At 65.0% G+C, this 11,458-nt stretch carries 13 protein-coding genes and 1 pseudogene; 2 read left to right on the top strand and 12 right to left on the bottom strand.

Going from position 1 to position 11,458, the window contains the following annotated elements:
• Window positions 1-46: 46 nt before the first annotated feature.
• The 8 genes and pseudogenes from ACLPJJ_RS04540 to ACLPJJ_RS04505 form a co-directional block, all read right to left on the bottom strand.
• Window positions 47-772: a CarD family transcriptional regulator gene (locus ACLPJJ_RS04540; RefSeq protein WP_443589760.1), complete on the bottom strand. Its 726-nt coding sequence runs from the start codon at window positions 770-772 to the stop codon at window positions 47-49.
• Between the two features lie 104 nt (window positions 773-876).
• Complete coding sequence (gene fdxA / locus ACLPJJ_RS04535) at window positions 877-1,209, bottom strand: ferredoxin FdxA (protein WP_443589759.1); 333 nt, start codon at window positions 1,207-1,209, stop codon at window positions 877-879.
• A gap of 95 nt (window positions 1,210-1,304) precedes the next feature.
• A complete protein-coding gene (locus tag ACLPJJ_RS04530; RefSeq protein WP_443589758.1) occupies window positions 1,305-2,129 on the bottom strand; it encodes a hypothetical protein in 825 nt (274 codons plus the stop codon).
• A 174-nt stretch (window positions 2,130-2,303) separates the two neighbouring features.
• Complete coding sequence (locus tag ACLPJJ_RS04525) at window positions 2,304-2,576, bottom strand: RNA-binding S4 domain-containing protein (RefSeq protein WP_443589757.1); 273 nt, start codon at window positions 2,574-2,576, stop codon at window positions 2,304-2,306.
• A complete protein-coding gene (locus tag ACLPJJ_RS04520) occupies window positions 2,577-4,841 on the bottom strand; it encodes a helicase-related protein (protein ID WP_443589756.1) in 2,265 nt (754 codons plus the stop codon).
• A gap of 44 nt (window positions 4,842-4,885) precedes the next feature.
• Window positions 4,886-5,086: pseudogene (locus ACLPJJ_RS04515) on the bottom strand (hypothetical protein); the annotation flags it as partial.
• A gap of 47 nt (window positions 5,087-5,133) precedes the next feature.
• Window positions 5,134-5,952, bottom strand: a complete 819-nt coding sequence (locus tag ACLPJJ_RS04510; protein WP_443589755.1) for an inositol monophosphatase family protein — start codon at window positions 5,950-5,952, stop codon at window positions 5,134-5,136.
• The gene (locus tag ACLPJJ_RS04505) at window positions 5,900-6,889 is read right to left on the bottom strand and encodes a c-type cytochrome (protein ID WP_443589754.1); all 990 of its coding nucleotides are present in this window, start codon (window positions 6,887-6,889) and stop codon (window positions 5,900-5,902) included. The genes ACLPJJ_RS04510 and ACLPJJ_RS04505 overlap by 53 nt, the downstream gene beginning before the upstream one ends.
• Before the next feature lie 91 nt (window positions 6,890-6,980).
• Between ACLPJJ_RS04505 and ACLPJJ_RS04500 the strand changes: the two genes are divergently transcribed.
• Both ACLPJJ_RS04500 and ACLPJJ_RS04495 read left to right on the top strand, forming a co-directional pair.
• A complete protein-coding gene (locus ACLPJJ_RS04500; RefSeq protein ID WP_443589753.1) occupies window positions 6,981-7,718 on the top strand; it encodes a 3-deoxy-manno-octulosonate cytidylyltransferase in 738 nt (245 codons plus the stop codon).
• Window positions 7,718-8,566 (top strand): prephenate dehydratase, encoded by an 849-nt coding sequence (locus ACLPJJ_RS04495; protein ID WP_443589781.1) that lies wholly within the window; start codon window positions 7,718-7,720, stop codon window positions 8,564-8,566. The genes ACLPJJ_RS04500 and ACLPJJ_RS04495 overlap by 1 nt, the downstream gene beginning before the upstream one ends.
• 4 nt (window positions 8,567-8,570) lie before the next feature.
• On the opposite strand, the gene ACLPJJ_RS04490 is transcribed toward ACLPJJ_RS04495, so the two are convergent.
• The 4 genes from ACLPJJ_RS04490 to ACLPJJ_RS04475 form a co-directional block, all read right to left on the bottom strand.
• Complete coding sequence (locus tag ACLPJJ_RS04490) at window positions 8,571-9,053, bottom strand: hypothetical protein (RefSeq protein ID WP_443589752.1); 483 nt, start codon at window positions 9,051-9,053, stop codon at window positions 8,571-8,573.
• Window positions 9,054-9,122: 69 nt separating this feature from the next.
• Window positions 9,123-10,397, bottom strand: coding sequence for a transcription termination factor Rho (rho, locus tag ACLPJJ_RS04485; RefSeq protein ID WP_443589751.1), 1,275 nt, complete (start codon window positions 10,395-10,397; stop codon window positions 9,123-9,125).
• 195 nt (window positions 10,398-10,592) lie between these two features.
• Window positions 10,593-11,234 (bottom strand): CoA transferase subunit B, encoded by a 642-nt coding sequence (locus ACLPJJ_RS04480; protein WP_443589750.1) that lies wholly within the window; start codon window positions 11,232-11,234, stop codon window positions 10,593-10,595.
• Window position 11,235: 1 nt separating this feature from the next.
• A partial coding sequence (locus ACLPJJ_RS04475; RefSeq protein WP_443589749.1) for a CoA-transferase occupies window positions 11,236-11,458 on the bottom strand: 223 nt, incomplete at its 5' end.

The raw sequence follows: 11,458 nt of genomic DNA, 5'->3' as shown, positions 1-11,458 counted from the left end.
CGGCTATCCAACTCGCCAGAGCGGCTTCTGAAACAGCCTTGAAAATTTATTCCGACTTCAGGTGCGCGATGAGGCGCTCGATGGCGGTCGCCTTGTCGATCTGCTCCAGCGCCGCGTATTCCGCCGCCAGGCGGTCCAGCGCCGATTCGTAAATCTGCCGCTCGGAGAAGCTCTGGTCCGGCTGGCCGGCATTGCGGTGCAGGTCGCGCACCACTTCGGCGATGGCCGCCGGGTCGCCCGAGTTGATCTTGGCCTCATATTCCTGGGCGCGGCGCGACCACATGGTGCGCTTGATGCGCGCACGGCCCTTCAGCACGGCGAGCACGTCGTCGAACTGCTTCTTCGAGGCGAGCTTGCGCAGTCCGGCGGTGCGGGCCTTGTTGGTCGGCACGCGCAGGGTCATGCGGTTTTCGTCGAAGGTGATGTGGATCAGCTCCAGCGTATGCCCGGCGATTTCCTCGACCGCGATGCGCTCTACCTTGCCCACGCCATGAGTGGGATAGACGACGTAGTCGCCCTCCTGGAAGTTTTCCGCCTTGGCAGGGGCGCGGGGCGGGGAGAGCGGGCGGATCGGCCCGGCGGGGATACCGCCATGCATGACGGGCGCCGGCGCGGCGGGGGTTGCCACAGGCGCGGCCTGCTCATCGGCTTCCGCCGCACGCTTGGCTTTTGGCGCTTTGTCGGCAGGCTTTGCCGCCATGGTTGTCTCGTCTGCTTCAGCCAAGGGCTTGGTGGATTTCTTCACCATGCCGGATTTCTGCTTCTCGCTCATCGCCACTCCAACCACCGAAAACCGGGTGCGGTCGTCCCGCCCCCGGCTCATATCTGCATTATGTAACAGATTTTTTGTCCCCCGTCACCCGGGGGAGGTTAAGCTTACGGTTGGCCGGGTTCCGTGGAGAGCATCGCTTCCTTGCCGGGCTTGTCCTTCCACTCATCGGCATCAGCCGGCGGAGTGCCCTTGCGGGTGATGTTCGGCCAGGACTTGGCAAGGTCGCGGTTGCGCTCGGCCCATGCGGCGGCGCGGTCGTCGCTGTCGGGGAAGATGGCTTCCGCCGGGCATTCCGGCTCGCAGACGCCGCAGTCGATGCACTCGTCTGGGTTGATCACCAGCATATTCTCGCCAACGTAGAAGCAGTCCACCGGGCAGACTTCCACGCAGTCCATGTATTTGCACTTGATGCAGTTTTCAGTGACCACGTAGGTCATCAGACACTCCGTAAAAAGACAATCGAATTACTGCTCCCCTATGCGCGCGGCAGGGGTTTTAGGTCAAGTTACAGGGTCCGGCAGGCTGCCCGGCATTAATTTTCGGGCATGGCTGTGGCTGACCAGTCTCCCTGCGGCACGATACCGCCCTTGCGCAGATAAGGCGCGAGCTTGGACCAGGGGATGAGGGCGAAATACCCGCAGCCGCCGTCTATGTAGCCCGCAAACTGCCAATAGGAGTAGCTCAGCCCCAGCCCGCCGCGTTCCAGCACCCAATGGCTGGGGTCAGTAAAGTCGAGCTTTTGCAGCCCCCAGGAGGGAGCGGCGGGACGAATGGCATTGGCGGCAGCGGTAAGGGCGGCGCGCCAACTGGCGTTGGGGGCGAAGACGTCGCTGGCGGTGATGTCGCGATGCGCGCTGATGATCCAGTTGAAGCCCCAGAATTCGCCGCCGCCATGCCCGGCGCCGTGTGGGTAGACGTAGGTGCCGCAAGCCATAGAGATGACGCCGGGCAACATGCGCGCATCGTCAGGCGAGGGAGAATCGGCGGGCGGCGGCAGGCCCACCGGTTCGCAATCCAGCGAATAATCTGTAACAGGATCGGCGGCGGTGCTGTTGTCCTTCGGGGCATCCATGGCGGCCCACCATTGCGCGGCCCGGCGTTGCATCTCAGTGTTGAAGGCCTGGGTATCGGGCGTGGGCGGACTGGCGATAAGCGGATAGGTCCGGTCCAGTTTGATCGGACCGTTGCCGAACGGATCATCCTCTGGCCCTGGCGTGTGCTCCTGATGCTGGTGGATGATGACGATCTTATACCCCGCGCCATAATCGGTGGGAGGGAGCTTGTTCTCGTCAGTCTGCGCCTGCCCGGCGCCGGGAAGGAGCAGGGCCAGGCCCAGCAACATCATCAAGCGCTTCATGAATAACGGCTCCCGTCAAAAGCCCCTGCTAGGCACTCCATGTTATCGGGGCCATCTGTGCTGTCGAGGGCACACACGTGAATGTCATCGCGAGCGGAGCGAAGCGATCCATCTTTCGTGACGCGTCTCGGAAGATGGATCGCCACGCCGCTGCGCGGCTCGCGATGACGGCATCTACACGATCTCCCTGTAAAACGCCTGGGCTTGTGGCGCGCCGCCGCGCCTTGCGGGCAGGCCTAGCACCTCCACAACCTTCACCCCTTGCGGCAGGGCGAGGGTTAAAACGTCGCCGGGGCGGAGTTTGGCGTGGGGTTTGTCGGTGGGCATCCGGTTGATGCGCACGCCGCCTTGTTCGACCAGGGCCAGCGCCCCGGTGCGGGTTTTACAGAAGCGCGCGAAGACGAGGAATTTGTCCAGCCGAAGCCAGCCAGCCTCCTCGTCCGTCATTCAGCGCCGCGCGGTTTTCTTCAGTGCCGCCAGCGCGGCGAAGGGGCTGTCCGCCAGCATGGGCGCCGGTTCCGGCGCCGGGGCGGCAGGGGCGTGATGCTGGTGCTCCATCTTGCGCCGGGCCAGCATGGCGGGGGCGGCAGGGCCGAAATGTTTGGCCCCGAGCGTGCCGGCGGGGATGATGCGGAAGCCGAGCACATTCAGCACCGGGGCGAGCTGGTCCGGCTTCAGCCCCATGCGCGAGCCGATATTCGGCGGCAGCAGGATCGGGTGCTTGCGCAGCAGGTAATGCAGCTCGCGGGTGACGCGTTCGACCACGTCCAGGCGGATCATCAGATCGCCAGCTTGCACCCAGCCCATGACCAGGGCGAAATCTGGCCCCCAGTTGCTGGGCATCGGCGCGCTCACCAGCCCGGGGGCGGGCAGTGGCGGCGGGTTGCGGTCGTTCCAGACGCCCCAGAACAAGGCACGCAGCCGGGCGGCGCCGGGCTTCAGCGCGGCGGGCAGGTAGATGGCGAAACGGCCGAGGTCGATGCCGAACGTCTTCGCCTCTTGCCGCAATTCTGGTCCAACTGATTCAGCGTCCAGCACGCCGCCGGACTCGCTCAGCCGGTGCACGATGCCGCGCAGCGGGGCGGGCGGGTTCTCCATGGCCTTCAGCAGCGCGCCGAGGCGCTTTTCCGTTTCCGCGGCGAGCCAGGTGGCGAGGCGGGCGCGCAGCCGCTCTCGGGCCAGGCCGTCCAGGAACTCGGAATGGATGACGTCCACGGCTGGCTTCAGGAAGGTTTCGCTCTTCTTGAGCTTGGCGATCTTGGCGCCTTCCCATTCGATATGCCGGTCATCGGTGAGGGTGATGGCGTCATCGGTGGCGGTTTCGGCGCGGATGATGCGGCGTGGCATCTCCTGCGCCAAAGCGCGGCGGGCAGCGCGGAGCACGAGCTTCTTCTCGCTCCCCTGGGTTGAAGGATCGGGGTGGAACTGGAACCCTTCCACGCGCCCGACCTCATGGCCTTCCACCAGCACTAGGCCGTTACTGGCCACGACCGCCTGCAGCTCTGTCGCCTCGGCGTCTTCCAAACGTCTCGTCAAATGTGCTGCCCTCTTATCAACAAATCGCGCCATTAGTTTCACGTGTAGCGTATCGGAAATCCGGTCTTCCACTGCCCGGGCACGCATGGCCCAGGTGTCGGCATCGCGCATCCAATCCGCACGGGCGGTTATATACGCCCAAACGCGCACATCCGTCAGCCTTTGCATAAGCGTATCGATATCGCCGTCGACCTTGTCGAGGTTTTCGATCTCGCCTCGGACCCAGTCCTCGGGCAGTTTTTTCGAGGCGCGCAGGTGATTGAAGACGCGGCCGCACAGTTTCACGTGCGCGTCGGTGGCGAGCTTGCGGAAATCCGGGATCTGGCAGGCTTCCCACAGCAGCTTCACCGCGTTGCGGCCCTGCGCGGCCTTGCGGATGTCAGCGTCGTGGTTCAGCGCCGCCAGGGTGAGAACATCCGCCGCGTCTTGACCGCGCACCAGGCCTTGCCGGTCCGGGGGCGCGGTGAGGCTGTCCAGCAGCGCGTCGACGGAGTTGAAACTGAGTGCCGCGTTGCGCCAGCAGAGCTGTTCAAGTGGCTCGAACTGGTGCGCCTCCACGGCCTCGGCCAGTTCTTCGCCCAGTGCCGGGCAATCCGCAGTAACGCCGAACGTGCCGTCGCGCATACCGCGCCCGGCGCGTCCGGCAATTTGGCCGATCTCGGGCGCGTAGAGCAGGCGGGGCTTGTGGCCGTCGAATTTCTGGACCCCGGCGAAGGCGACATGGTTTACGTCCATGTTCAGCCCCATGCCGATGGCATCCGTCGCCACCAGGAAGTCTACCTCTTTGTCCTGGTACAGCGCGACCTGGGCATTGCGGGTGCGCGGCGAGAGCCGGCCCATGACCACGGCGCAACCGCCGCGCCGGCGGCGCACGGCCTCGGCGATGGCGTAGACCTCGGCGGCAGAGAAGGCGACGATGGCTGAGCGCGGCGGCAGGCGGGAGAGTTTTGCTCCGCCGGCATAGGAGAGTTGGGAAAGCCGGGGGCGCGTCTCGATCTCCACGCCTGGAACCAGCCGCTTGAGCAGGGGCTTGATGGTCTCGGCGCCCAGGAACATGGTTTCCACGAGGCCGCGCGCGTGCAAAAGGCGGTCGGTGAAGATATGGCCGCGATCGGGGTCGGCGCAGAGCTGGATCTCGTCCACGGCGAGAAATTCCACCTTGCGGTCGAGCGGCATGCCTCGACCGTGCAGGAGAACCAGCGCGCCCCGGGCGGCACGATCTTCTCCTCGCCGGTGATGAGCGCGACGTTGCGGATGCCCTTGCGGGCCACCATGCGGTCGTAATTCTCGCGCGCCAGCAGCCGCAGCGGAAAGCCGATGATCCCTGAAGAATGGCTTAGCAGGCGTTCGATGGCGAGGTGGGTTTTGCCGGTATTGGTGGGGCCAAGTACGGCCTTCACCCTGGGCTGGAATCCGGACATGTTCCGATCTTACTTAGGCGGCTGTGCCCGGTTTGCAAGCTGTGGGATCAGCGCAGCGCCGCCAGCGCGGCCGTGTGCAGCGCGGGGTTGGCGGAGGCCAGCACGTCGCCCGCAGCGCCCAGACGCAGAGGCTGGCCCGCCCAATCCGTCACCACGCCACCAGAGGCTTCCACCACCGGGGCCAACGCTGCCCAGTCCCAGAGCTTCAGGCTGCATTCCGCCACGACGTCGATCTGCCCAAGTGCGAGCAGCCCGTAGCCATAGGCATCGCCGCCCCAATAGACGCGTTTGGCCGCCACCTGCAGCCGGGCGAAGCGCGCCGCCTGCTCCGGGGTGAACATTTCCGGCGCGGTGGAGGAGAGCTCGGCCTCGGCCAGGGTGATGTTCTGGCGGGTACCGATCTGGCCGCCGAAATTACCCTTGAAGCAGGCGGGCACGCCGCGCCCGCCGATCCAGCGCTCGCCGGTCACCGGCTGGTCGATGAAGCCCAGCACCGGGACGCCGTCTTCCAGCAGTCCCAGCAAGGTGCAGAATGTGGTGCGGCCGGTGATGAAGGCGCGGGTGCCGTCGATCGGGTCGATCACCCAGGTGTATTTCGCGTCCGGCCGGTGGGCGGGGAATTCCTCGCCGATGATCCCGAAATCGGGGAAGGAAGCGAGCAGGTGTTCGCGCAGGACCTCTTCGGCCCGCCGGTCGGCCACCGTGACGGGGCTTTCGTCGGATTTGTCATCGGCCGAAAGGCCAACCCGAAAATGCGGGCGGATCGCGGCGCCGGCGGCGTCCAGCGCTGCCTCAGCCGCGGCTACCCAGGCGTTAAGGGAGTTTGGCTGGGGAGTCGGAGTTTTTGTTGAGGTAAGCAATGACATCAGCCCGCGTCTGGTCGTTCTTGATTCCGGCGAACGACATGGCCGTACCAGGAGCGTAGCTGTTAGGCGCTTTCAGCCAGTCGCTCAAGGCATCCGGGGTCCAGGGCTGGCCAGCCTTGGCCTGCACGGCGCTGGAATAGGTGAACCCGGCCACGGAGAACGCCTTGACGCCGACAATGCCGTAGAGGTTGGGGCCGAAGCCGTTATGGCCGCCCTTGGCGATGCTGTGGCAGGCGGAGCATTCCTGCTGGAATACGGCCTGGCCCTTTGTGACATCCGCGCTGGCGAACAGCGTGTCGATGCTTGGGGCCGCGGGTGCGGCAGCCTGGGCCGGAGTTGCGCTTGCCGGGGCAGCCGCAGCGCTGGCGGCTTTCACCTCGTCGGCGGTGGGGAGCGGCAGCGGGCTGGCGGCCAGGGTGCGCAGATAGGCGACCACATCGGCGCGCGTCTGGGTGTTCTTGATCCCGGCGTAGGACATGCCGGTGCCGGAGGCGAAGCTGCTTGGCGACGACAGCCAGGCGTTCATGCTGTGGTAATCCCAGTTGCCCTTGGCTTTGGCCTTGACGGCATCGGAATAGACAAACCCGGCATGGGCGAACATCGGGCCGCCCAGCACGCCGTAGAGATTGGGGCCGACGCCGTTCGCCCCGCCCTGGGTGAGGGTGTGGCAGGCGGCGCATTGCTCCTGCACGAAGGCCTGGCCCTTGGCGATATCGGCGCTGGCCAGCAGGGGAATGATGGATTCCAGCCCGCCAGTGGCGGCGGCCACGGGAGCCGCAGGGGCCAAGCCGGCCAGCTGTATGGCGGGCTTTTCCGGAGCTTCGTCGGAAACGACGATGTGGGCGATACGGTTCGCCCCCCACAAGATGAGTCCTGCCGTCAGCACGCCTGCCGCGATTTTGTTGCCGAGCAGGCTATCCTTGCCAGATTTGCTCATTATGCTCCCCAAACACTTATGCAATCGTGATTGCACTGGACCCTATAGCGTTTTAGGCAGGCGCGACAAGCAGGATAGAGGCCAAGCTTAAGTGACACCGATTATTCTGATCCCCGCCCGGCTCGGCTCCACCCGTCTGCCGGGAAAGGTTCTGGCGGACATCGCCGGGTTGCCGATGATCGTGCATGTGCTGCGCCGGGCGCAGGAGGCGGAGCTGGGGCCTGTGGCCGTGGCGTGCGGCGAGGCGGAGGTGGCCGAGGCCGTGGAGCGCGCAGGCGGGATTGCGGTGCTGACCGACCCTGATCTGCCCTCCGGCTCCGACCGTATCCATGCCGCGCTGCAGACGCTCGACCCCGCCGGGCGGCATGACGTGGTGATCAACCTGCAGGGCGATCTTCCTGCCATCGATCCGTCTTACTTGGCCAAGGTGCTCCGTCCGCTGGAGCTGGGCTACGATATCGGCACGCTTGTCGCCCCGGTCACCAGCGCGGAGGAGGCGCTGTCGCCGTCGGTCGTCAAATGCGTCTGCGCTTTTCCGGAGGGGGTGGAGGTCGCCCCGGCGCTGTATTTCTCGCGCAACGCGGTGCCGGGGGGCGAGGGGCCGCTCTGGCACCATATCGGCATTTACGCATACCGGCGGGAGGCGCTGGGCCAGTTCGTCTCGCTGCCGCCCTCGGCCTTGGAGCAGCGTGAGAAGCTCGAACAGCTCCGGGCATTGGAGGCGGGCATGCGCATTGGCGTTGTCCGCGTGCCGGGCGCGCCGTTCGGGGTGGATACCCCCGCCGACCTTGAACATGCCCGCCGCCTGCTGGGGGGAGCGGAAAAGTGATGCTCATCGCCTTCCAGGGCCAGCCCGGTGCTTATTCCGACCTCGCCTGCCGCAACGCCTATCCCGGCGCGCAGACCCTGCCTTGCGAGACGTTCGAGGCCGCGATGGAGGCGGTGCGTGAAGGGCGCGCCGACCTCGCCTTGCTGCCGCCGGAAAATTCCATCGCCGGGCGGGTGGCGGACATGCATGCCCTGCTGCCGGATAGCGGGCTGTCCATCATCGGTGAAAAATTCCTGCGCATCGAGCATTGCCTGCTCGCCCCGCCTGGCGCGACGCTGGGTACGATCAAGCGCATCCATTCCCACCCCGTGGCGCTGGGGCAGGTGCGCAAGCTGATCGCGGAACTCGGGGCTACGCCGGTGGTGGAATACGACACCGCGGGCTCGGCCGAGATCGTTGAGAAGTTGAACAATGCCGAGGATGCGGCGATTGCCTCTGCCCTGGCCGGGGAGCTGCACCATCTGCAGATCCTGCGGCGCAACGTGGAGGATTTCGAGCACAACACCACGCGCTTCTACGTGATGGCGCGGGAACCGCTCCATCTTGATCCAGTCACGCCGGACCTGATGACGACCTTCGTGTTCGACGTGCGCAACGTGCCAGCGGCGCTGTACAAGGCGCTGGGCGGGTTTGCGACCAATGGAGTGAACATGACCAAGCTGGAGAGCTACATGCTCAACGGCAGCTTCACCGCCACGCAGTTCCTAGCCGAGGTGGATGGGCACCCGGACCAGCCCTCGCTGCGGCATGCCTTCGAGGAACTCGCCTTCTTCTCCACCGAGATTAAGATCCTTGGCACCTACCCGGCTGATCCGTACCGGCTGAAGCAGCGAAAAAAGAACGGTTGAGGCGTCAGGGCCGCTCGGAGCGCGCCACGGCGCCGAGGCTTGCTCCAATGATCGAGGCAATAAGCGTGACGGCAAAGCTGAGCACGTAGCGCAGCCACATTTTCTGCCAGGCCAGGGCGAGCATTCCGTTGATGAAGCCGCCCTGGCCGCCGATGGCGGCGGCAAAGGCGATGAAGCCCAAATAGTACAGCAAATAGAACCCCAGCGGGGCGACTGCGTTGAGAGTGCCCACCAGCACGCCGCGCCGCCTTGCAATGGCACCGGCGACAAAACCCGAGATTGCCCCGATGGCCAGGGCCATGATGCCGCCAGCCATGGTCAGCGTGTGGTACTGAAAGCCCGGCGGGGTATTGGGGAGGTCCTGGAACACCAGAAGCTGAACCAGATGAAACAGCTTCACGCCAAGCTGGACCAGCAGCCCGGCCAGAACGGCGACGGCGCAACGCCAAGCCGTGTTCCCGCCCCGTGGTTCTTGCGTTATCGCCATGCTGTTCATGTGGGTGGGACTCGAGATCCAGATAGTGAAAGGGCCGGGAGTCTTCCCGGCCCTGGTCGCTCAGGTGTTCATCGCGTCGAAGAAATCCGCGTTGCTCTTGGAATATTTCAGCTTGTCCAGCAGGAACTCCATGGCATCGGTGGTGCCCATGGGGCTGAGGATACGCCGCAGCACCCACATCTTTGAAAGCACACTCTTGTCCACCAGCAGTTCTTCCTTGCGGGTGCCGGACTTCGTGATGTCGATGGCCGGGAAAGTGCGCTTGTCGGAGAGCTTGCGGTCAAGGATCAGCTCGGCATTGCCGGTGCCCTTGAACTCTTCGAAGATCACCTCGTCCATGCGGCTGCCGGTGTCGATCAGCGCCGTGGCGATGATGGTCAGCGAGCCGCCTTCCTCGATATTACGCGCGGCGCCGAAGAAGCGCTTGGGGCGCTGCAGGGCGTTGGCGTCCACACCGCCGGTGAGCACCTTGCCCGACGACGGCACGACAGTGTTGTAGGCGCGCGCGAGGCGAGTGATGGAGTCGAGCAGGATGACCACGTCACGCTTGTGTTCGACCAGGCGCTTGGCCTTCTCCAGAACCATCTCGGTCACCTGCACGTGGCGGGTGGCCGGCTCGTCGAAGGTGGAGGCCACGACCTCGCCGCGCACGGAGCGGGACATGTCGGTCACTTCCTCGGGGCGTTCGTCGATCAGCAGCACCATCAGGAACACTTCCGGATGGTTGGCGGTGATGGAGGCGGCGATGTTCTGCAGCATCACCGTCTTGCCGGTGCGCGGCGGGGCGACCACCAGGGCGCGCTGGCCTTTGCCGATGGGCGCCACCAGGTCGATGACGCGGGAAGTGTAGTCCTTCTGCTGGCCCTTCACGGTGGGCTCAGCGATCTCCACCTCCATCTTCAGGCGGGAGGTGGGGTAGAGCGGCGTGAGGTTGTCGAAGTTGATGTGGTGCTTCACCGCCTCAGGGGACTCGAAATTGATCTTGTCCACCTTCACGAGGCTGAAATAGCGCTCGCCTTCCTTGGGCGCGCGGATCTCGCCATCAACCGTATCGCCGGTGCGCAGGCCGTAGCGGCGCACCTGGGCGGGGGAGACGTAGATATCTTCGGGGCCGGGGAGGAAGTTGGCTTCCGGGTTGCGCAGGAAGCCGAACCCGTCGGGCCGGATTTCCAGCGTGCCATCGCCGAAGATGGATTGGTCGTTCTCGGCAAATGCCTTCAGGATGGAGAACATCATGTCCTGCTTGCGCAGCGAGGACGCGTTTTCGACCTCCAGCTCCTCAGCCAGGGCCAGGAGGTCGGTGGGGGTTTTTGCCTTCAATTCGGCGAGATGCATGGGGGCCCGATCGATGGAATCGCCGCGGCAGGACTGCCGCAACACGGATAGGAATGGGAAAAAATGCGCCAACCCTGGACAAGGGGCGGCACCCGGCACGGACGGCCTGCCACTCTAATGGTGCCTTCGCCCCAAAACGTCAAGCCGGGGCGGGGTTACAGTAAGTCAAGGGAGGGGGGACGCGTTCCCTTCCGGTCAGCTGGCGATAAGGAAATCAGCCTCGGTGAGGGCGCGGATCTCCTCGATGGTCACATCCGGCGCGTGCTCGACGAGCACCAGCCCGGGGGAGCTGTCCTTCACCACGTCGAACACGGCGAGGTCGGTGATGATCTTGCTGACCACGCCCTTGCCGGTGAGCGGCAGGGTGCATTGCTTGAGGATTTTCGGCTCGCCCTTGGCGGTGTGCTCCATCAGCACCACCACGCGCGGCACGCCGGCCACAAGGTCCATGGCCCCGCCCATGCCCTTTACCATCTTGCCGGGGACCATCCAGTTGGCGAGGTCGCCGTTCTCGGCCACCTGCAACGCGCCGAGGATGGAGATGTTGATATGCCCGCCGCGGATCATGCCGAAGCTGGTGGCAGAGTCGAAGAAGCTGGTGGTCGGCAGGGCCGTTACCGTCTGCTTGCCGGCGTTGATCAGGTCCGGGTCCTCCTCGCCCTCATAGGGGAAAGGGCCCATGCCGAGCATGCCATTCTCGGATTGCAGCTGGATGGTCATGCCCGGTGGGATGTGGTTGGCGACAAGCGTCGGGATGCCGATGCCGAGATTGACGTAGAACCCGTCCTGCAGCTCGGCCGCGGCCTTGGCGGCCATCTGGTCGCGTGTCCAGGGCATGTTACGCCTCCCTCTTGCGCACGGTGCGCTGTTCGATGCGTTTCTCGACATGGTCGAGCTTGACGATGCGTTTGACGAAAATGCCCGGGGTGATGATGTGGTCCGGGTCGATCTCGCCGGGTTCGACCAGATGTTCGACCTCGGCCACGGTGAATTTAGCGGCGGTGGCCATCATCGGGTTAAAATTGCGAGCGGTCTTGCGGTAGACGAGGTTGCCTTCGGTA

The sequence above is a fragment of the Acidocella sp. genome, from assembly GCF_052326845.1.
GTDB lineage: Bacteria > Pseudomonadota > Alphaproteobacteria > Acetobacterales > Acetobacteraceae > Acidocella.
Note: the sequence above shows the minus strand (reverse complement) of the source record. Positions and strands in the feature narration are given on the sequence as shown.

What these genes read in the sequence shown, in the direction of transcription:
- ACLPJJ_RS04540 (WP_443589760.1), bottom strand. Translation starts at nt 772, where the DNA reads ATGAGCGAGAAGCAGAAATCCGGCATGGTGAAGAAATCCACCAAGCCC.
- fdxA (WP_443589759.1), bottom strand. Translation starts at nt 1,209, where the DNA reads ATGACCTACGTGGTCACTGAAAACTGCATCAAGTGCAAATACATGGAC.
- ACLPJJ_RS04480 (WP_443589750.1), bottom strand. Translation starts at nt 11,234, where the DNA reads ATGCCCTGGACACGCGACCAGATGGCCGCCAAGGCCGCGGCCGAGCTG.
- ACLPJJ_RS04525 (WP_443589757.1), bottom strand. Translation starts at nt 2,576, where the DNA reads ATGACGGACGAGGAGGCTGGCTGGCTTCGGCTGGACAAATTCCTCGTC.
- rho (WP_443589751.1), bottom strand. Translation starts at nt 10,397, where the DNA reads ATGCATCTCGCCGAATTGAAGGCAAAAACCCCCACCGACCTCCTGGCC.
- ACLPJJ_RS04490 (WP_443589752.1), bottom strand. Translation starts at nt 9,053, where the DNA reads ATGGCGATAACGCAAGAACCACGGGGCGGGAACACGGCTTGGCGTTGC.
- ACLPJJ_RS04520 (WP_443589756.1), bottom strand. Translation starts at nt 4,841, where the DNA reads ATGCCGCTCGACCGCAAGGTGGAATTTCTCGCCGTGGACGAGATCCAG.
- ACLPJJ_RS04530 (WP_443589758.1), bottom strand. Translation starts at nt 2,129, where the DNA reads ATGAAGCGCTTGATGATGTTGCTGGGCCTGGCCCTGCTCCTTCCCGGC.
- ACLPJJ_RS04510 (WP_443589755.1), bottom strand. Translation starts at nt 5,952, where the DNA reads ATGTCATTGCTTACCTCAACAAAAACTCCGACTCCCCAGCCAAACTCC.
- ACLPJJ_RS04495 (WP_443589781.1), top strand. Translation starts at nt 7,718, where the DNA reads ATGCTCATCGCCTTCCAGGGCCAGCCCGGTGCTTATTCCGACCTCGCC.
- ACLPJJ_RS04505 (WP_443589754.1), bottom strand. Translation starts at nt 6,889, where the DNA reads ATGAGCAAATCTGGCAAGGATAGCCTGCTCGGCAACAAAATCGCGGCA.